Raw genomic sequence first — 17,272 nt, 5'->3', positions numbered from 1 at the left:
TAAGGAGGGTTTCATGCAGTTCAAAAAGATCGCCGCCGGCGCTATGGCGGCCGCAGCATTCGGGTCGGCCATATTCGGCCTCGGCGCAGGGATTGCCCAGGCGAAGCCGGGCCACGGTCACGACGACATCTGGCTGCCGGGCGATCCGCCTGGCCACAACCCGTGGGGCCCGCCTGGCCAGATCGCCAAGGGTCCAGGCCCGCTGGCCGGCCCGCCCGGACACTGGGGTGACCCGGTCCGTCTGGGACTTCCGCCGGTGTGGCGTCCCGCCAACTGGATCGACCTGGGCATCCGCGATCCCCAGCCACTGGTGTGGAACCCGGGCAGCAATTCCTGGGGCATCTGGTGGAACGGGTTGTTCATCGGCTACGTGGGCTGATGTCGGAGGTGTAGCCCGCTTGTGACCTGACTGCGACCGCGGTCGGGGAAGCTGACACTGTGGCCGCCGTCGTCGTGTTCTCGATGATGGCGGCCACAGGTCTGTTCGGGTACTACCTGGGCCGCCGCTCCACGTCACAATCGAGAAGCTGGCGCCAGCGCACGCGGCGGCCCGCGCTCGCCCGTCAGGCCGCCTCACTTCTGGCCCTCGTCGCCGTCAGCCAACTGCAGCGCAGCGTGCAGGGCCGGATCACGTCCCGTCGCGGCTGAGTCGCTTCGCCATGCTGGGGTAGCTTTCCGAGTATGCCGCTTCGCTACGTCGACCCGCACCGGAAACGGGGCAGCTCCTACCAGCGCGGCGTGCGTTTCGGCCGCTCGCCCGTCGGCCAGTTCTTCGCACGCCACGTCGCGCGTCGCACCGACCCCTACCTGTTCCGGCTCACCGGCGGACGGGTCAACATGGGGCCCATCATCAACGCCCCGCTCGTGTCCACCGGGGCGAAGTCCGGCCAGCGCCGCCAGACGCAGCTCACCTACTTCCACGACGGGTCCGACGTCATCCTGATCGCCTCGAACTACGGGAAGCGGCGGCACCCGTCCTGGTACTTCAACCTGACCGTGCACCCGGAATGCGAATTCGGCGACGAACCGTTCACCGCCACGGAGATCACCGATCCGCAGGAGTACGCGCGGCTCTTCGCGTTGGCCGAGCAGGTGTACGCGGGCTATGACGACTACCGGGAGAAGACGGCGGACACGGGCCGCCAGATTCCGATCATGAGGCTGACGCCGCGCTGAATCGCGGGTTCCCTTCTCAGACTGTCGCACGGTAGGGGGCTTGCCGCAAGACCCCGGTGATGCCGCACACTGCTCCGACCGGATCAGTCGACGGACGGAGAGCTCGATGCCCGAATCACCGAAACCCTTTGTGCCACACGAATCTGGCGCGTTCCTGCACGGCAGCAAGGCCGACCTTGCGGTGGGTGATCTGCTGGTGCCCGGCCGGCCGATGAACCACGACGTGAACCGGCAAGCCAACCACGTCTACGTGACACGCACGCTCGATGCGGCGACGTGGGGGGCGGAGCTCGCTGCCGGCGACGGACGTGGCCGCATCTATGTCGTCGAGCCGACGGGAACCCTGGAGGACGACCCCAACGTGACCGACACACGCATGCAGGGGAATCCGACGATGTCCTACCGCACCCGCGAGCCGGTGCGCGTCGTCGGCGAAATCACCGACTGGGTCGGGCATTCCGCCGAGCAGATCCAGAAAATGAGGGACCGGCTGGCCGACCTCAAGGCCCGCGGGCTCGACGTCGTCTACGACTGATCCTCAGACCCCGAACTTGGCGCGCGCCGCGTCGGTCACCGGCGTGAACAGGTTCACCAGGTTGCTGTCCGGGTCACGGAACAGCAGTGCGCGATTGCCCCACGGCATCGTGGTCGGTTCGGTGACGACGTCGTCCAATTGCCCTTGCAGACGGGCATATTCGGCGTCGACGTCGGCTACGAGGAACTCGATGATCGCGCTGCGGTTGGCCGCCGGCTCGGCAGACCCGGCACCGAAGAGCGGCACCGTCTTGTCACTGCCGATGGCCAGCGTGCCGACCGGTGTTGCGATCTCGGCGAACAGTTCGTTGCCCCAGGCTGCCGAGGAGGTGGTGACCAGCTCGTAGAACGAGACGAGGCGCGCCACGTCGGCGGTGATGAGACGGATCGACAGGAGCTTCATGCCGGCAGACGGTAGACCTGGCCACCGACATCATCGCCGCGCCGACGGCTCAACCAGGCAGATCGCAGACCAGAAGGTGGAATGCACCGTCGCCGTCGCCGACGCGCCGGTCCTCGATCTGGGCGAACCCAGCGTCCCGGAGCACGCTCACGACCTCCGCGATGGGTCGCAACCGGAAACCGTGCCGGGTGAACGGCATCTTCGCCATCTGACTCGGGTCACCGACGCCGAGGACCAGCCGCCCGCCGGGCCGCAACACCCGCGCCAACTCGGCCAGGGCCGCGGGGAGGTCGGACACGAAATAGATGGTGTTCGTCGAGATGATCGCGTCCAGCACGGACTCCTCGAGGGGCAGGCTCTCCATCCGGCCGGAATGCAGACGCAGACGCCCGCGCGCGATCGCGTCGGAAAACCGGCGCCTCGCATCGGCAAGCATCGTCTCCGACATCTCGATGCCGTGCACCACTGCGACACCGCGGTCGAGGAGGAGCGAGAGCCCGACCCCGCCACCGAAGCCGATGTCGCCGACCTCGGCGTCAGGCCCGCACTCCGTGGCCGCGACGGCAGCGACGACCACCGACCGGTTGCCGCGATTGAGGAGGCGGCCAACGACACGACCGGCGAACCCGGTCGGTTCACCGAGCTGGCGAGCCAGCCCGGCGAGCGCGCGCTGCGCAATCGGCATGGCTCATTAGACCAGTCATGGCAAGCGATGTCGTTCGGATTCCTCAGGAGCCGCCGGGCCGCAGTGTCGGCGGAGACCACCGACCTTCCACGATCTCCGCTCTCGGCTTGTAGAGCCGGATGAGGTAGTTCCACCCGTCCGGGCACACGATCGCATTCGGGGGGACGACACCCTCGGTCGAGGCGATGAAACGAACGGTGACCGACCCGTCGCTGTCACGCTCGCCGGTCACGCTGTTGACGGTGTAGAGGTCCTTGTCGTTGGCCCGGAAGAACCCCGCGGCGTCATACACCGACACCGACCAGAAGGCGTCGATCGGAACATCGACGAACCGCAATTCGTAGTCGCCGGGCGGGACCCTCGGGTCCACACCGATGTACGTCGCCTCCGATGTCGGCAGGCCACCCCACCCTGCCGCGCATGCGATCAGATGATGGATCGGATCGACGTCCTCCCGCGTCCCGAACGAGCGATCGAACTGGTCGAGTCCACGTGCGAGCTCCAACAGCGCCCCGCGAGTGGCGTCCAAGCTGTCGCGGTCGTAGTCGGGCATGACGAAATCGTCTCGCCCACCACCGTCGAGTTGCAGCTGATCCTGAAGCGCCGTGACGGCAGCGACATCGTCGGAGTCGTTCGGATTCACCAGGATTCGTACCCCGATGAAGGCGTAGCGAGAACCAGCAGAGTCGCTGGTGATCAGGTGCTCGCCGGGGTCGTGCAGAACGCTGTTGATGTAGTGGTCCTCGTTCACCACCATCACCGAGAGGTACCGGCCGCCGGCGTCGGGCACTGTGAGGCGGACCGGTTCGGCGAGGTCGACGACAGCGAAGCTGTAGAGGGTGTCGCGGTTCAGTCTGATGACGGTCTGCTCGTCGATGCGGGCCGGGGCCCGGTTGTGCCGGAACCGACCGATTCCCCCGGCCACCGCCTGGTTGTCCGCGAACATCCGATGGCTCTCAGCGCGGACGAAGTTGTCGACATTCACTCGGATCGCCACGACCGCCACACTAGTGAGCGCGCGGTGCGGGCACCCATCAATCAGGAAAGAGTCGGGCGCCGGCCGTCGCCGCTACGACCCTTTGGACAATTGCTCGCGAATCGCTTCCTTGTCGATCACCGACCAGACCTCGACGATCTGCCGATTGTCGAAGGCGTAGAACACATGCTCGGCAAACGAGACCCGTCCGCCGGTGGGCTCGACGCCCAGGAAGGCCCGCTGTGGAGTGCACTGAAAGAAGAGCCTGCACGACACCACGCGGTCGTCGGCAAGCAGGATGTCCGGGGTGAACTCGAGGTCGGGTATCGCGTCGGTGTCGGCCACGAGCATCGCCCGATAACCGCTCAGACCTACCCGTTGCCCGTTGTACACGACCTCCTCGGCGACGAACTGTCCGAGGTCGTCCCATCGCCGTTCGTTCAAGCAGGCCAGGTAGTCGCGATAGATCAGAAGCAGGTCGCTGTTCATCGGTCGTCCGACTCCATCACTTCTTCTCCCTAGACGTTGAAGCGGAACTCCACCACGTCGCCGTCGGCCATCACGTAGTCCTTGCCCTCCATGCGGACCTTGCCCGCCGCCTTCGCCGCGGCCATCGAACCGGCGGCCACCAGGTCGTCGAACGACACGATCTCGGCCTTGATGAAGCCCTTTTCGAAGTCGGAGTGGATCACCCCGGCCGCCTTCGGTGCGGTGTCGCCCTGGTGAATCGTCCACGCGCGGGCCTCTTTCGGGCCCGCAGTCAGATAGGTCTGCAACTTCAACGTGTGAAAACCGGCGCGCGCCAACGCATCCAACCCGCGCTCGGTCTGCCCGATCGATTCCAGCAGCTCGGCTGCGGACTCCTCGTCGAGCTCCTGCAGTTCCGCCTCGATCTTGGCGTCCAGGAACACCGCGTCCGCCGGAGCCACCAGCTCCCGCAGCTCGGCGACGCGCGCGGCGTCGGTGAGCACCGACTCGTCGGCGTTGAACACGTACAGGAACGGCTTGGACGTCATCAGGTTCAGCTCGCGCAGCGGCGACACGTCGACGCCGGCCGCGAACAGAGTCGTGCCGCCGTTGAGCACGTCCTGCGCGGCGAGCGCCGCCTCGTGGATCGGCTTGCGGTCCTTGTGGGTGCGCGCTTCCTTCTCCAGCCGCGGCAGCGCGCGCTCCAGTGTCTGCATGTCGGCGAGGATCAACTCGGTCTCGATGATCTCGATGTCGGACTTCGGATCGACCCGTCCGTCGACGTGCACGACGTCGTCGTCGGCGAAGACACGCACCACCTGGCAGATCGCGTCGCTCTCCCGGATGTTGGCCAGGAACTTGTTGCCCAGACCGGCGCCCTCGGAGGCACCTTTGACGATGCCGGCGATGTCGACGAACGTCACCGGCGCCGGCACGGTCTTCTCCGAACCGAACAGCTCGGCCAGCTTGTCCAGGCGCGGATCCGGGAGCGCGACCACACCCTCGTTCGGTTCGATCGTCGCGAACGGATAGTTGGCGGCCAGTACGTCGTTGCGCGTCAGCGCGTTGAACAGAGTCGACTTACCCACGTTCGGCAGTCCGACGATTCCCAGATTCAAGCCCACGGAGACCACAGTCTGCCAGATGTCTGCCAGACGCCACCGCCACACAGGCGTCCGCTGGCGGCGAGCGGTCACCCCAGCCGGTACGGTCGACGTGTGTCAGGACAGCGTGCGCGCTCGGCGGTGCCAGCCGAACTCCGCTCCGCGCACCCCGGTATCGCGGGAGTGCCCTGGTGGGGCGCCATTCTGATCGCTGTCGTCGCCTGCACGGCCGGCTTCGCCGTCGACGCCGGTTCCGGCTCGCTGACGACCGTGTTCTCGGTGCTCTACGTCATGGGCTGCCTCGTCGCGGTGCTCGCCGTCCGACGCAACGGTTTGTTCACAGCTGTCATCCAGCCCCCGCTGCTGCTGTTCATCACGGTGCCCGGTGCCTACTTCCTGATGCACAGCAGTGACATCAAGGGCATCAAGGACCTGCTGATCAACTGCGGGTATCCGCTGATCGAGCGGTTTCCGCTGATGTTCTTCACCTCTGCGGCCGTCTTGGTCCTCGGGATCGCGCGCCGCTACCTCGGCGCCTCCCCCGCGGGCCACAGCAGCAAGGTGTCGGCGAAGCTGTCGAGCTTCGTCACCGGCGACAAGGCCGAGAGTGTCGACGCCGCCGAGTCCGAGGACAAGAAGCCGAGGGAGCGGCGCCGGCGCCACACCGCAGCCAAGCGCACCGAGACACCCAGGGACGCCGCGAAGGCCCGTGCCCGCGCCGAGCGGCCCACGCGGCGTGCCGCGCCGTCGCGGTCACGGCATGCCCGCCCGCCCGACCCGACCGAGATCATCGAGCCCGTCGTCGATCTCGACCGGCCGCGGCGCCGTCGCCCCCGCCCGGACGAGGCACCCCCGGCGGAGCCCAGGCGCCGGCCCCGGCCATCGGGGCAGCGGGAGTCCGCGCGCGAGACCCGCGTCCCGCCCAGCGAGCGCCTCAGCGGGTACGAGCGCCCGGCGCGCCGGCCCCGCTATGACGACTACGAGCCACGCGAGAGCAGCACCCACCACCCGGTCTCTCGGGTGCGGTACCGCGGCAGCGACGAGGCCGACGACCAGGAGTACCGGCCGCGGCGGCGGCCGTCCCGTGACGTCGACGCCGATCGTTGGAATTACGACATCTAGGACCGTACGTCTAGGACCGCAGGAAGCGGCCCGCGGCATCGACCGCCGGCGTCGAGGAGTCGGCGTCGCTGACGAACACCGCCAGCGCCAGGTCGTCTCGGATGCCGACGAACCAGCCGTGCGCCCGCTGGATCCCGTCAGGTCCGACGTACTCGGCGGTACCCGTCTTGCCGAGCATGCCGGGGATGTCCTGCAGCTGAGTCGCGGTGCCCGCGGTGATGGTTTCCCGCATCATGGCCTTGACCTGCTCGTCGACGCCGGCGGGCAGCGGCTGTGGGGTGCGGTCCGCGGCGGCGGGCTGACCGGCGACGATGGCCGGCATGGGTACCGACCCGCGCGCCAGCGTCGCGGCCACCAGCGCCATCCCGAACGGTGACGCGGTGACCTTGCCCTGCCCGATGCCCTCCTCCACACGCAACGCCGAGGTGTCGGCGACGGGTACCGAGCCCGTCACCGTGGTCATTCCCGGCGCGGTGAAGTCGATGCCCAGACCGAGCTGCGCGGCGGCGTCGGTCAGCGCGTCGGGCGGCAGGTTGACCGCGAGGCGGCCCATCGTGGTGTTGCAGGACCGCGCGAATGCGGTGTGCAGGGGCACATCGCCGAGGTCGAAGTCGTCGTCGTTGGGGATCTGCCGGCCCTCGATGTTCTCGGTGCCGGGACAGCCGAGGACGGTGTCGGCGGTGACCTGGCCGGCCTGCAGCGCGGCCGACACGGTGACGGTCTTGAACGTGGACCCGGGCGGATACAGACCCGTCAGCGCGATCGGGCCCTGGGCGTCGGCGGGCGCGTTCTGCGCGACGGCGAGCAGATTGCCCGTCGACGGTTGGATCGCCACCAGGGCGGCCGGGGTCGGCAGCGGCGCCAGTGCATCCTCGGCGGCGCGCTGCATGCCGATGTCCAGCGTGGCGGCGATGTCGCCGACGGGTTGGGCGTCCTGTCCGCCGACGCGCTGTGCACCCGCGGCGGTCTGAGCGGTCACCGCCCAACCGTCCGCGGCGTCCATGCGCTGCTGCCAGAGGTCCGACAGCCCGGACAGCGTGGGCGAGGTCAGCGCACGGTCGGTCGCGAGGAGGCGGGTCTGCGGCCGCAGCGTGACGTTGGGCAGCGCGGTCAGCTGCGCTTGGATGGGGGCCAGGTCGTCGTCGCGCAACGTGACCGCGGTGACGGGTCTGCCAGCCGCCAGTTCGCCGGCCAGCGACTCGGGCGTGATCGTGGGGGCAATCGGATTCAGCAGTGCGGCAACGGCATTGACGTCCGCCCCGGGTGCGAGGTCGACGAGCGTGACGACGTGCTGGGTGAGCAGTTCGGCGCCGGTGCGGTCCAGGACGCGGGCGGCGGGTTGCGGCACGAGCGTGCTGAACGACAGCGGGCCCTTGTCCAGACCCGGCGCGACCGTGGTGGCGTCCCATCGGATCTTCCAGTCGTCACCGGCGGCAGCGGCCCGCCCGTCGGCGCTGTAACTCCACTCGATGCGCTTGTCCGGCCCGAACTTCCACGTCGTGTCGAGCGTGAAGGTGCCCGCGCCGTTGTCGTCGGCAGTCGAGGAAACGCCGACGTGGACGTCCTTGCCCAGGCTCGCGAACAGCGCGTCCAGCGTCTTGGTGGCCGAGGCCTGATCGGTGGTCAGCGCGGCTGCGGCGGCCGCATCACCGCGGCTGAGCGCATCGGCGAACGCGGTGACGGTGTCCCGCAGCCGGTCCCCGGCGCTGCTGCACCCCGCCAGCACCAGCAGGACGACGAACAGGACAGCCGACGATCTCCCGCGCACACCCACGGGTGCCGAAGGTACCCGTTAGGCGCGTGCGGGCCGGATCTCTCGCGGCAGGGCGAACACGAGTGTCTCGTTGGCGGTGGTCACCGGCTGCACGGTCCCGAAGCCGAGCTCTGCCAACCGGTCGAGCACACCGCGGACGAGGATCTCGGGCACCGACGCGCCGGAGGTGACGCCCACCGTCGTCACGCCCGAGAGCCATTCCGGGTCGATGTCCTCGGCGTAGTCGACCAGATGCGCGGCCGACGCTCCGGCGCCCAGCGCCACCTCGACAAGCCGCACCGAGTTCGACGAGTTCCGCGAACCGACGACGATCACCAGCTCGCACTCCGGCGCCATCGCCTTGACCGCCACCTGACGGTTCTGGGTGGCGTAGCAGATGTCATCGCTCGGGGGGTCCTGCAGCGTCGGGAACTTCTCCCGCAGCCGGCGCACGGTCTCCATGGTCTCGTCGACCGAGAGCGTCGTCTGGGAGAGCCACACGACCTTGTCGGGATCGCGGACCGTGACCTTGTCGACAGCGTCGGGATTGTCGACGACCTGGACGTGGTCGGGCGCCTCTCCGGCGGTACCGACGACCTCCTCGTGGCCTTCATGGCCGACGAGCAGGATGTCGTAGTCGTCGCGGGCGAACCGCTTGGCTTCGTTGTGCACCTTGGTGACCAGCGGGCACGTGGCATCGATGGTCTGCAGATTCCGGGCCTTCGCCTCGACGTGCACCGTGGGTGCGACGCCGTGCGCGGAGAACACCACGATGGCGCCCTCGGGTACCTCGTCGGTCTGCTCCACGAACACCGCGCCGGCCTTGGCCAGCGTGTCGACGACATAGCGGTTGTGCACGATCTCGTGGCGGACGTAGACCGGTGCGCCGTGCTTCTCCAGGGCGCGCTCGACGGTCTCGACGGCGCGGTCCACGCCCGCGCAGTACCCGCGCGGCTCGGCCAGCAGCACCCGCTTGCCGGCGTCGTCGCCGACAGCCGTACCCAGCGCGGATCGGCTGGCGCCAGGAATCCCCATGTTGACAGTCGGCGGCATGGCTCCAGGGTACTGATCGGCTCCCGGCCCTGCCCAGCCGTAGGCTGTGGCCATGGCAACTGCACCGTACGGGGTCCGTCTGCTGGTGGGTGCAGCGGTGACCGCGATCGAGGAAACCCGCAAGCTCCCGCAGACCATCCTGATGTACCCGATGACGATCGCGAGTCAGATCGCCCAGCTGGTCATGAAGATGCAGCAGGACGTCGCGGTCCTGGTCATCAAGGGTGACGAGACTCTCGACACGATGTTCCCACCCAAGGACGAGCAGCCCGAGTGGGCGACCTTCGACGAGGACCAGCCGGGCGAGGGACAGTCCGACGCCAACGTCGTCGAGCTGCCGGTACGCGACGGCGAACGGCTCACCGAGGGCCGGTTCGCGTTGTTCAGCGAGGAGCCGGAGACCCCCAACACCACCGTCGCAACGAACCCGGACTCGGCACCTGATGCCCCCGAGATCGTCACCGAGATCGACTACCAGAACCTGACGCTGGCCCAGCTTCGCGCCCGCCTGACCTCGCTGCGGATCACGGATCTGGAGACGCTGCTCTCCTACGAGGAGACGACGAAGGCACGCGCCCCGTTCCAGACCCTGCTCGCCAACAGGATCACGCGCGCGTCGGCGAAGTGACCAGCCCCGGGCAGTCGCCGGAGAATCCCTTTCCCGTCCGCGGTGTCGCCATCCGCGTCGCCGGCTGGATCGACAAGCTCGGCGCCGTCTGGGTCGAAGGGCAGATCGCCCAGTTGACGCTGCGGCCCAACTCGAACACGGCGTTCATCACGCTGCGCGATCCTGCTGCCGACATGTCGCTGTCGCTGACCTGCCCCCGCGACCTGGTCATCAATGCGCCGGTGAAGATGACCGACGGCACGCAGGTCATCGTCTACGGCAAGCCGAACTTCTACACCGGCCGCGGCACGTTCTCGCTGCGGGTCAGCGAGATCCGCGCCGTCGGCATCGGTGAGCTGTTGGCCCGCATCGATCGCCTGCGCCGCCTGCTCGAGGCCGAGGGCCTCTTCGACGCCCGCCTGAAACGGCCGATCCCGTTCCTGCCCGGCACGATCGGGTTGATCACCGGCCGGGCCTCGGCCGCTGAACACGACATCACGGCCGTCGCATCGGCACGCTGGCCCGCCGTGCGTTTCGAGGTGCGCAACACGGTGGTGCAGGGCCCCAACGCGGTGCCCCAGATCGTCGACGCACTCCGAGCGCTCGACGCGAACCCCGAGGTGGACGTCATCGTGCTGGCGCGCGGGGGTGGCAGCGTCGAGGACCTCTTGCCGTTCTCCGACGAGACGCTGTGCCGCGAGATCGCGAGATGCACGACGCCGGTGGTGAGCGCCATCGGACACGAACCCGACAATCCGCTCTGCGACCTGGTCGCCGATCTGCGGGCCGCCACCCCGACCGATGCGGCCAAGCGGCTCGTGCCTGACACGACGGCGGAGCTGGCGCTGGTCGCCGACCTGCGCCGGCGCAGCGCGCGGGCGCTGCGCAACTGGGTCAACCGCGAGCAGCACACGCTGACGCAGCTGCGCAGCCGGCCGGTGCTGGCCCGCCCGCTCGAGGCGATTTCTGCCAGGGCCGACGAGATCCACCGCGCCCGCCGGGCGGCCCGCCGCGACATCGCCCGCCTGCTCGACGTGGAATCCGACCGGATCGGACATCTGTCGGCGCGGTTGAGCACACTCGGTCCGGCGGCCACGCTGGCGCGCGGCTACGCCGTCGTCCAGTCGGTTCCAGAGAGTGGCGTGCCGCAGGTGCTGCAGTCGGTGGCCGACGCACCGGCGGGAACGCGGCTGCGCGTGCGAGTGTCCGACGGTGCGGTGACGGCGATCAGCGAGGGTGGGGTGGAGGACGTCGAATGAAGCCTATTAGCAAGCTCGGCTATGAAGAAGCACGGGACGAACTGATCGAGGTCGTGCAGCAGCTCGAGCACGGCGGTCTCGATCTGGATGCGTCGCTGAAACTATGGGAACGTGGTGAAGCACTGGCAAAATGCTGTGAAGAGCACTTAGCTGGAGCGCGCAAGCGAGTGGCCGACGCACTGGCCGCCAGCGACGACTCGGGCGAGTGACCGCGGGACCGTTTGACGGTCCATGCTGGAAAATTGGAACACGTTTCAGTTATCCTGCGCGCATGGGTGATGCATCGTTGACGACCGCACTGGGCCGGGTCCTGGTCACCGGCGGGTCCGGCTTCGTGGGGGCCAACCTCGTGACCGAACTGCTCGACCGCGGACTGCACGTGCGCAGCTTCGACCGTGTGCCCTCTCCCCTGCCCGCGCATCCGAAGCTCGAGGTCCTCGAGGGAGACATCACCAACACCGCCGACGTCGCCCGCGCGGTCGAGGGCATCGACACCGTGTTCCACACCGCGGCGATCATCGACCTGACCGGTGGCGGGTCGGTCAGCGAGGAGTTCCGCCGGCGCAGCTTCGCGGTCAACGTCACGGGCACGCAGAACCTGGTGCGTGCTGCGCAGCAGGCCGGCACCCAGCGGTTCGTCTACACCGCGTCCAACAGCGTCGTGATGGGCGGTCAGCGCATCTCCGGCGGCGACGAGACACTGCCCTACACCGAACGATTCAACGACCTCTACACCGAGACCAAGGTGGCGGCCGAGAAGTTCGTGTTGGCCGCCAACGGAGAGCACGGCCTCCTCACCTGCTCCATTCGGCCAAGCGGAATCTGGGGCCGTGGCGACCAGACGATGTTCCGGCGCGTCTTCGAGAGCGTGCTGGCCGGCCACGTCAAGGTGCTGGTCGGGAGCAAGAACGTCAAGCTGGACAACTCCTACATCGCCAACCTGGTGCACGGCTTCATCCTGGCCGCCGAGCACCTGGTGCCCGGCGGCACCGCACCCGGTCAGGCCTACTTCATCAACGACGGCGAGCCGATCAACATGTTCGAGTTCTCCCGCCCGGTGGTGGAGGCGTGCGGGCAGCCGTATCCCCGACTGCGGGTGCCGGGCCGGCTGGTGTGGTTGGCGATGACGTTCTGGCAGTTCCTGCACTTCCGTTTCGGGGCGCCCAAGCCGCTACTGGAACCCCTTGCGGTGGAACGGCTTTACCTCGACAACTACTTCTCGATCGCCAAGGCCGGCCGCGACCTCGGGTACCGGCCGCTGTTCACCACCGAGCAGGCGATCGAGCAGTGCCTGCCCTACTACGTCGAGCTGTTCGAACGGATGAAGGCCGCCGCGGGCGAGCCGCTGGTGCATGCCGCAACGCCTGCTCAGCCGGAGGGCTGAGCACCACCTTCGACTATGTCCCGCAACGCCGCGACATGGCCGTTGAAGGCTTGCCGGCCGTCACGGGTCAGCCGGGCGCGCACCTTGCGGCGACTGCCGTCGAGACGGCGCTCGGTGGCGACGTAGCCGGCCTGCTCGAGGACCGTCAGTTGCTTTGACAAAGCTGAATTCGACAGGGCCAGCGTCTCTTTCAAGTAGGAGAATTCAGCCCAGTCGGTGGCAGCCAGCGTGGCGACCAGTGACAATCGCGTGCTCGGATGGATCAATTCGTCGAAACGCGGAGCCGTCATGCGCGCACCCAGCGTCGGCACACCCGCAGCATCTCGGGACCGCCGAAACCCACCATCGCCGCAACGAGGATCGCCGCTCCGATACCCGGGTGACGGGCGCCATCGGCGTGCAGCGCGAATCCGGTGCCGATCGTGACGGCCACCATCGCCACCAGTATCCCGATGGCCACGACCGGTACTCGCCGACCGGCACAGTCAGCGCTGACCTGGAGACGGTCCGTTCGACGCCGCCCGCTCAGCCAGCGCGACGCCGCCATCGAGTGGACGATCCCGAAAAGCACGGTCGCAGCCAACGCCAGCCATTGCGACCCCAGATCTCCGAGGACACCGAGAACAACCCAGGCCACAGCGAGGAACCACCAGTACCACCGCGGCAGACCCACCTGTTCCACGACATTCGCAGTGGCCTGCTCGATCGCGTCCAGTGCCGCACGGGCGTCGGCTCGCGTTACGTCATCCATACCCAGCCCCACTTTCCCGGTAGGAAACAAGACTTCACTTTCCCATCGGGAAAGTCAACACTTTTCGGGTCAATACGCCGACGGGTCACCGCGGCCAGTTCTACGCTTGACGCGAACGTCAGATGGTGAAGGAGCCCGCCATGCCCGACGGAAAGCCGAACATCCTCGTCATCTGGGGTGACGACATCGGGATTTCGAATCTCAGCTGTTACAGCCGCGGAATGATGGGCTACTTCACGCCGAACATCGACCGGATCGCCGACGAGGGCATGTTGTTCACCGATTCCTACGGCGAGCAGAGTTGCACCGCCGGTCGGTCGTCGTTCATCACCGGACAGAGCGTGTACCGCACTGGCATGAGCAAGGTCGGGATGCCCGGGGTCGACATCGGCCTCCAGAAGGAAGATCCCACGATCGCCGAACTCCTCAAGCCACTGGGCTACGCCACGGGCCAATTCGGCAAGAACCATCTCGGTGACCTGAACAAGTACCTGCCCACCGCGCACGGGTTTGACGAATTCTTCGGAAACCTCTATCACCTCAACGCAGAGGAAGAACCGGAGAACCCGGACTACCCGACCGCCGAAGAAGCGCCAATGCTGCGCAATGCCCTGCTACCGCGAGGGGTGATCCACTCCTGGGCAACGGAGGCCGAATCAAACGAGGTCGACGAGCGCTACGGCCCTGTCGGTAAACAGCGCATCGAAGACACCGGGCCGCTCACCAAGAAGCGGATGGAAACGATCGACGACGAGACCACCGACGCCTGCGCGGAGTTCATCCGCAGGCAGAATTCGGAGGGCACGCCGTTCTTCGTGTGGATGAACATGACGCACATGCATTTTCGGACCCACACCAAGCCCGAGAGTCTGGGGCAGGCCGGCCGCTGGCAGTCGCCCTACCACGACACCATGATCGACCACGATCGCAACGTCGGCACATTGCTGGACACTCTCGACGAGTTGGGCATCGCCGACGACACGATCGTCGTCTATTCGACCGACAACGGTCCGCACGCGAACAGCTGGCCCGACGGCGCCACCACCCCGTTCCGCAGCGAGAAGGCCACCAATTGGGAAGGAGCCTTCCGCATCCCAGAGTTGATCCGTTGGCCCGGCAAGATCGCGCCCCGAAGTGTGTCCAACGACATTGTGCAGCACCACGATTGGCTGCCGACGTTCCTGGCAGCAGCCGGTGATCCCGGCATCATCGAAAAGCTCAAAGCCGGACACACCATCGGCGACATGACCTACAGAGTGCACATCGACGGATACAACCTGCTGCCTTACCTGACCGGCCAGGAGGACCGAAGCCCTCGCCGCGGGATGATCTACTTCTCTGACGACTGCGACGTGCTGGGCATCCGCGCCGAGAACTGGAAAGTGGTCTTCCAGGAGCAGCGGTGTGAAGGCACCCTGCAGATCTGGTTCGAACCGTTCACTCCGCTCCGCGCACCCAAGTTGTTCAACCTACGCACCGATCCGTACGAGCGGGCCGACCTCACCTCGAACACGTACTGGGACTGGGTGATCGACCGAATCTTCCTCGTGCTCTACGGATCCGCCGTTGCGACGCAATTCCTCGACACGTTCAAAGAGTTCCCTCCGCGGCAGGAGCCGGCGTCGTTCACGATCGATAAGGCCGTCGCAGAATTGAACAAGTTCCTGTCCGCCCGCGGCGGATGAGCGCGAACTCGCTCGCCGGGTGGCGTGACGGAAGCGCGAAAACCGCGATCATCGACTTCGTCGACGGCGTCGTACACGAGATCCCGCCGGCCGACCGCGTCGCCGTCTTCGACAACGACGGCACGCTGTGGTGCGAGAAGCCGGCCTACATCCAGCTCGACTTCATCGTCCGCCGGCTCGCGTTGCGCGCGGCCCATGACCCGTCGCTGGCCGGTCAGCAGCCCTACCTCGCCGCCAGCAGAGGAGACCTCGGCTGGTTCGGCCATGCCATCACCAGCCATTACGACGGTGACGACACTGCGCTGAAAACGCTTGCTGCAGCGGTGATGTCGCTACACGAGTCGATGGCCGTCGAAGACCATGCCGCGCTCGTCAGCCAGTTTTTCGACGAGGCCCACCATCCCACGTTAAACCGCCCGTACCGCACCTGCGTCTACACGCCGATGGTCGAACTGCTGCGCTATCTGGAGACCAATGATTTCACCTGTTACATCGTCTCGGGCGGGGCCAGGGACTTCATGCGCCCCATCGCCGACACGGTCTACGGCATCCCGCCGGAACAGGTCATCGGCAGCGCGCAGGGGCTCGCCTTCACCGGCGACGAGGGAGGCCACGGCGACCTCCTGATCCAGCCCACCTTGGACGTCTTCGACGACGGCCCGGAAAAGCCGGTGCGCATCTGGAGCCGGATCGGACGGCGGCCGATTCTGTCGGCCGGCAACTCCAACGGCGACGACGAGATGCTCAGATACGCCGGCCGGCCCGGCCGGCCGGCGTTGCGCCTCGTCGTCGTCCACGACGATCCCGACCGCGAATTCGCCTACACGGCAGGCGCTGAACGCCTCCTCGAGCATGCAGACCGGTTCGGCTGGAGGACAGTGAGCATGAAAAACGACTGGGCGTGCGTGTTCGGTGGCTGAGGACCTCGCCTGGATCCCCGCTCAGACCACCGTGGTCGGTTCCGACGACCATTATCCGGAAGAGGCGCCTGCCCACACCGTCACCGTCGAGGGTTTTTGGATTCAGAGGCACGCCGTCACGAACGCGGACTTCGCGGAGTTCGTTGCTGCGACCGGCTACATCACTGTCGCCGAACGACCTATCGATCCGGCCGACTTCCCGGGGGCCCCTCCGGAGAATCTGGTGTCGGGATCGATGGTCTTCCAGCGCACCCCGGGCCCGGTGGACCTGCGACACCTCTCGCAATGGTGGCGGTGGGCGCCCGGCGCGTGCTGGGACCATCCGCGCGGCGCGCGATCGACGCTGCGCGGCCGCGAAGACCACCCGGTCGTCCACATCGCCCACGACGACGCCGACGCCTACGCGCAGTGGGCCGACCTGGATCTGCCGACCGAGGCGGAGTGGGAGGTCGCTGCGCGCGGCGGCCTCCCGCACGCTGTCTACACCTGGGGCGACCAACCGGAGGGACCGCGCGAACGGCTGGCCAACTACTGGCACGGCCAGTTTCCCTACCTGCCCGACACCGGCTACGGCCAGACCGCACCGGTGGGCTCGTTCCCCGCCAACGGCTACGGCCTTCACGACATGGCCGGCAACGTGTGGGAGTGGACGAGCGACTGGTACGGCGACACGCGAGACCGACAGGTGTGCTGCGCCGCCGACACCTACGACCCGCGCCAACCCCAGTTCGCGGTTGCGCGCCGGGTGATCAAGGGCGGCTCGTTCCTGTGCGCCGACAGCTACTGCATGCGATACAGACCCGCTGCTCGTAGACCGCAGCAGGTCGACACGGGGATGAGCCACCTCGGTTTTCGATGTGTCAGGCGTTCTCCGCCGACTCCTTGATCGCCGCCAGCGTGGCCGGGATGCCGGTGCGCGCCGCCTCGCTGCGCTTGGCGATCTCCTCGTCGGCGGCGTCACCGTAGCGCTCCCGAAAGCCCTCGAGCCCGGCCGGCAGGAACGTCCAGTGTTCGGTGAGTCGGGTGCCCTCGCCGTCGGGCTCGAACGAGTACCCCCAGCGCACCCAGCCGTTGTTGACCTCCCAGGCGAACTCGCGGCCCGGATCTGCGGCCACCACCTGGCTGCGCGTCTCCCAGGTCCGTTCGGGGAGCTCGTTGCGCCCGGTGAACCATGCCCCGACGCGGGGACCGTCTCCGTCGTCCCACCAGCAGGCCTTACAGATCGGGCTCCACGCACCCATGTTCGTCACGTCGGACACCAGCGCGTAGAGCTCGTCAGGTGGCACCGCCACCGAAATCGACTCGGATCTCTGCAATTCGGTCACGATCGTGAGTCTGCCAGCCGGGAATCCGACGGCGCTATTGCGTTTTCGGTGCCCAGGTGTGACGTTGT

22 protein-coding genes are annotated in these 17,272 nt (G+C 67.4%); 12 read left to right on the top strand and 10 right to left on the bottom strand.

Annotated elements, in window-relative coordinates; genetic code table 11:
* Positions 1-13 precede the first annotated feature (13 nt).
* The 4 genes from ACZYYX_RS15810 (at position 14) to arr (ending at position 1,711) form a co-directional block, all read left to right on the top strand.
* Complete coding sequence (locus ACZYYX_RS15810) at positions 14-379, top strand: hypothetical protein (protein ID WP_463815472.1); 366 nt, start codon at positions 14-16, stop codon at positions 377-379.
* A 59-nt stretch (positions 380-438) separates the two neighbouring features.
* Positions 439-648: a hypothetical protein gene (locus tag ACZYYX_RS15805; RefSeq protein WP_463815471.1), complete on the top strand. Its 210-nt coding sequence runs from the start codon at positions 439-441 to the stop codon at positions 646-648.
* 33 nt (positions 649-681) lie between these two features.
* Entirely contained in the window at positions 682-1,176 is a 495-nt protein-coding gene (locus ACZYYX_RS15800; protein ID WP_463815469.1) for a nitroreductase/quinone reductase family protein, read from the top strand.
* Positions 1,177-1,282: 106 nt separating this feature from the next.
* Positions 1,283-1,711, top strand: a complete 429-nt coding sequence (gene arr / locus ACZYYX_RS15795; protein ID WP_463815468.1) for an NAD(+)--rifampin ADP-ribosyltransferase — start codon at positions 1,283-1,285, stop codon at positions 1,709-1,711.
* A gap of 3 nt (positions 1,712-1,714) precedes the next feature.
* Here arr and ACZYYX_RS15790 read toward each other — a convergent pair whose 3' ends face one another.
* From ACZYYX_RS15790 to ychF, 5 genes are all read right to left on the bottom strand, one after another.
* Positions 1,715-2,113 (bottom strand): VOC family protein, encoded by a 399-nt coding sequence (locus tag ACZYYX_RS15790; protein ID WP_463815467.1) that lies wholly within the window; start codon positions 2,111-2,113, stop codon positions 1,715-1,717.
* A 49-nt stretch (positions 2,114-2,162) separates the two neighbouring features.
* Positions 2,163-2,798 carry a class I SAM-dependent methyltransferase gene (locus tag ACZYYX_RS15785; RefSeq protein ID WP_463815466.1) on the bottom strand — a complete coding sequence of 212 codons (636 nt, stop codon included), beginning with the start codon at positions 2,796-2,798 and terminating at the stop codon, positions 2,163-2,165.
* Positions 2,799-2,841: 43 nt separating this feature from the next.
* On the bottom strand, positions 2,842-3,795 hold the full coding sequence (locus tag ACZYYX_RS15780) for a DUF1254 domain-containing protein (protein ID WP_463815465.1): 954 nt from the start codon (positions 3,793-3,795) through the stop codon (positions 2,842-2,844).
* Positions 3,796-3,867: 72 nt separating this feature from the next.
* Complete coding sequence (locus ACZYYX_RS15775; RefSeq protein WP_463815464.1) at positions 3,868-4,263, bottom strand: ester cyclase; 396 nt, start codon at positions 4,261-4,263, stop codon at positions 3,868-3,870.
* 29 nt (positions 4,264-4,292) lie between these two features.
* On the bottom strand, positions 4,293-5,366 hold the full coding sequence (ychF, locus tag ACZYYX_RS15770) for a redox-regulated ATPase YchF (protein WP_463815463.1): 1,074 nt from the start codon (positions 5,364-5,366) through the stop codon (positions 4,293-4,295).
* Between the two features lie 93 nt (positions 5,367-5,459).
* Here ychF and ACZYYX_RS15765 point away from each other — a divergent pair, with 93 nt between their 5' ends.
* Positions 5,460-6,467, top strand: coding sequence for a DUF6542 domain-containing protein (locus ACZYYX_RS15765; protein WP_463815462.1), 1,008 nt, complete (start codon positions 5,460-5,462; stop codon positions 6,465-6,467).
* A 10-nt stretch (positions 6,468-6,477) separates the two neighbouring features.
* Here the strand turns inward: ACZYYX_RS15765 and ACZYYX_RS15760 are convergent, their stop codons facing one another.
* Both ACZYYX_RS15760 and ACZYYX_RS15755 read right to left on the bottom strand, forming a co-directional pair.
* Positions 6,478-8,241, bottom strand: coding sequence for a penicillin-binding transpeptidase domain-containing protein (locus ACZYYX_RS15760; protein WP_463815461.1), 1,764 nt, complete (start codon positions 8,239-8,241; stop codon positions 6,478-6,480).
* A gap of 18 nt (positions 8,242-8,259) precedes the next feature.
* Positions 8,260-9,273: a 4-hydroxy-3-methylbut-2-enyl diphosphate reductase gene (locus ACZYYX_RS15755; protein WP_463815459.1), complete on the bottom strand. Its 1,014-nt coding sequence runs from the start codon at positions 9,271-9,273 to the stop codon at positions 8,260-8,262.
* A 52-nt stretch (positions 9,274-9,325) separates the two neighbouring features.
* Here ACZYYX_RS15755 and ACZYYX_RS15750 point away from each other — a divergent pair, with 52 nt between their 5' ends.
* The 4 genes from ACZYYX_RS15750 (at position 9,326) to ACZYYX_RS15735 (ending at position 12,523) form a co-directional block, all read left to right on the top strand.
* Positions 9,326-9,901, top strand: coding sequence for a lipid droplet-associated protein (locus ACZYYX_RS15750; protein WP_463815458.1), 576 nt, complete (start codon positions 9,326-9,328; stop codon positions 9,899-9,901).
* The gene (xseA, locus tag ACZYYX_RS15745; protein WP_463815457.1) at positions 9,898-11,139 is read left to right on the top strand and encodes an exodeoxyribonuclease VII large subunit; all 1,242 of its coding nucleotides are present in this window, start codon (positions 9,898-9,900) and stop codon (positions 11,137-11,139) included. The genes ACZYYX_RS15750 and xseA overlap by 4 nt, the downstream gene beginning before the upstream one ends.
* Complete coding sequence (locus tag ACZYYX_RS15740) at positions 11,136-11,348, top strand: exodeoxyribonuclease VII small subunit (RefSeq protein WP_463815456.1); 213 nt, start codon at positions 11,136-11,138, stop codon at positions 11,346-11,348. The genes xseA and ACZYYX_RS15740 overlap by 4 nt, the downstream gene beginning before the upstream one ends.
* Before the next feature lie 62 nt (positions 11,349-11,410).
* Positions 11,411-12,523 (top strand): 3-beta-hydroxysteroid dehydrogenase, encoded by a 1,113-nt coding sequence (locus tag ACZYYX_RS15735; RefSeq protein ID WP_463815455.1) that lies wholly within the window; start codon positions 11,411-11,413, stop codon positions 12,521-12,523.
* Here the strand turns inward: ACZYYX_RS15735 and ACZYYX_RS15730 are convergent.
* Together ACZYYX_RS15730 and ACZYYX_RS15725 are read right to left on the bottom strand one after the other, a co-directional pair.
* Complete coding sequence (locus ACZYYX_RS15730; RefSeq protein WP_463815453.1) at positions 12,508-12,813, bottom strand: transcriptional regulator; 306 nt, start codon at positions 12,811-12,813, stop codon at positions 12,508-12,510. The genes ACZYYX_RS15735 and ACZYYX_RS15730 overlap by 16 nt on opposite strands.
* Positions 12,810-13,274: a hypothetical protein gene (locus ACZYYX_RS15725; protein ID WP_463815452.1), complete on the bottom strand. Its 465-nt coding sequence runs from the start codon at positions 13,272-13,274 to the stop codon at positions 12,810-12,812. Before ACZYYX_RS15725 ends, ACZYYX_RS15730 begins: the two co-directional genes overlap by 4 nt.
* Before the next feature lie 140 nt (positions 13,275-13,414).
* Between ACZYYX_RS15725 and ACZYYX_RS15720 the strand changes: the two genes are divergently transcribed.
* Genes ACZYYX_RS15720 through ACZYYX_RS15710 form a run of 3 tightly spaced genes read left to right on the top strand, consistent with a single transcriptional unit; the run spans position 13,415 to position 16,765 of the window.
* Positions 13,415-14,959 carry an arylsulfatase gene (locus ACZYYX_RS15720; RefSeq protein WP_463815451.1) on the top strand — a complete coding sequence of 515 codons (1,545 nt, stop codon included), beginning with the start codon at positions 13,415-13,417 and terminating at the stop codon, positions 14,957-14,959.
* Complete coding sequence (locus ACZYYX_RS15715; protein ID WP_463815450.1) at positions 14,956-15,879, top strand: HAD family hydrolase; 924 nt, start codon at positions 14,956-14,958, stop codon at positions 15,877-15,879. Before ACZYYX_RS15720 ends, ACZYYX_RS15715 begins: the two co-directional genes overlap by 4 nt.
* A complete protein-coding gene (locus ACZYYX_RS15710; RefSeq protein ID WP_463815449.1) occupies positions 15,872-16,765 on the top strand; it encodes a formylglycine-generating enzyme family protein in 894 nt (297 codons plus the stop codon). The genes ACZYYX_RS15715 and ACZYYX_RS15710 overlap by 8 nt, the downstream gene beginning before the upstream one ends.
* Here ACZYYX_RS15710 and ACZYYX_RS15705 read toward each other — a convergent pair.
* Entirely contained in the window at positions 16,740-17,204 is a 465-nt protein-coding gene (locus tag ACZYYX_RS15705; protein ID WP_463815448.1) for an SRPBCC family protein, read from the bottom strand. The two genes, ACZYYX_RS15710 and ACZYYX_RS15705, sit on opposite strands and share 26 nt — an antisense overlap.
* Positions 17,205-17,272: the final 68 nt, after the last annotated feature.

This window comes from Mycobacterium sp. IDUB_1, assembly GCF_055419625.1.
Note: the sequence above shows the minus strand (reverse complement) of the source record. Positions and strands in the feature narration are given on the sequence as shown.

What these genes read in the sequence shown, in the direction of transcription:
- ACZYYX_RS15725 (WP_463815452.1), bottom strand. Translation starts at nt 13,274, where the DNA reads ATGGATGACGTAACGCGAGCCGACGCCCGTGCGGCACTGGACGCGATC.
- ACZYYX_RS15720 (WP_463815451.1), top strand. Translation starts at nt 13,415, where the DNA reads ATGCCCGACGGAAAGCCGAACATCCTCGTCATCTGGGGTGACGACATC.
- ACZYYX_RS15730 (WP_463815453.1), bottom strand. Translation starts at nt 12,813, where the DNA reads ATGACGGCTCCGCGTTTCGACGAATTGATCCATCCGAGCACGCGATTG.
- ACZYYX_RS15740 (WP_463815456.1), top strand. Translation starts at nt 11,136, where the DNA reads ATGAAGCCTATTAGCAAGCTCGGCTATGAAGAAGCACGGGACGAACTG.
- ACZYYX_RS15775 (WP_463815464.1), bottom strand. Translation starts at nt 4,263, where the DNA reads ATGAACAGCGACCTGCTTCTGATCTATCGCGACTACCTGGCCTGCTTG.
- arr (WP_463815468.1), top strand. Translation starts at nt 1,283, where the DNA reads ATGCCCGAATCACCGAAACCCTTTGTGCCACACGAATCTGGCGCGTTC.
- ACZYYX_RS15790 (WP_463815467.1), bottom strand. Translation starts at nt 2,113, where the DNA reads ATGAAGCTCCTGTCGATCCGTCTCATCACCGCCGACGTGGCGCGCCTC.
- ACZYYX_RS15755 (WP_463815459.1), bottom strand. Translation starts at nt 9,273, where the DNA reads ATGCCGCCGACTGTCAACATGGGGATTCCTGGCGCCAGCCGATCCGCG.
- ACZYYX_RS15785 (WP_463815466.1), bottom strand. Translation starts at nt 2,798, where the DNA reads ATGCCGATTGCGCAGCGCGCGCTCGCCGGGCTGGCTCGCCAGCTCGGT.
- ACZYYX_RS15810 (WP_463815472.1), top strand. Translation starts at nt 14, where the DNA reads ATGCAGTTCAAAAAGATCGCCGCCGGCGCTATGGCGGCCGCAGCATTC.
- ACZYYX_RS15750 (WP_463815458.1), top strand. Translation starts at nt 9,326, where the DNA reads ATGGCAACTGCACCGTACGGGGTCCGTCTGCTGGTGGGTGCAGCGGTG.
- ACZYYX_RS15735 (WP_463815455.1), top strand. Translation starts at nt 11,411, where the DNA reads ATGGGTGATGCATCGTTGACGACCGCACTGGGCCGGGTCCTGGTCACC.
- ACZYYX_RS15800 (WP_463815469.1), top strand. Translation starts at nt 682, where the DNA reads ATGCCGCTTCGCTACGTCGACCCGCACCGGAAACGGGGCAGCTCCTAC.
- ACZYYX_RS15715 (WP_463815450.1), top strand. Translation starts at nt 14,956, where the DNA reads ATGAGCGCGAACTCGCTCGCCGGGTGGCGTGACGGAAGCGCGAAAACC.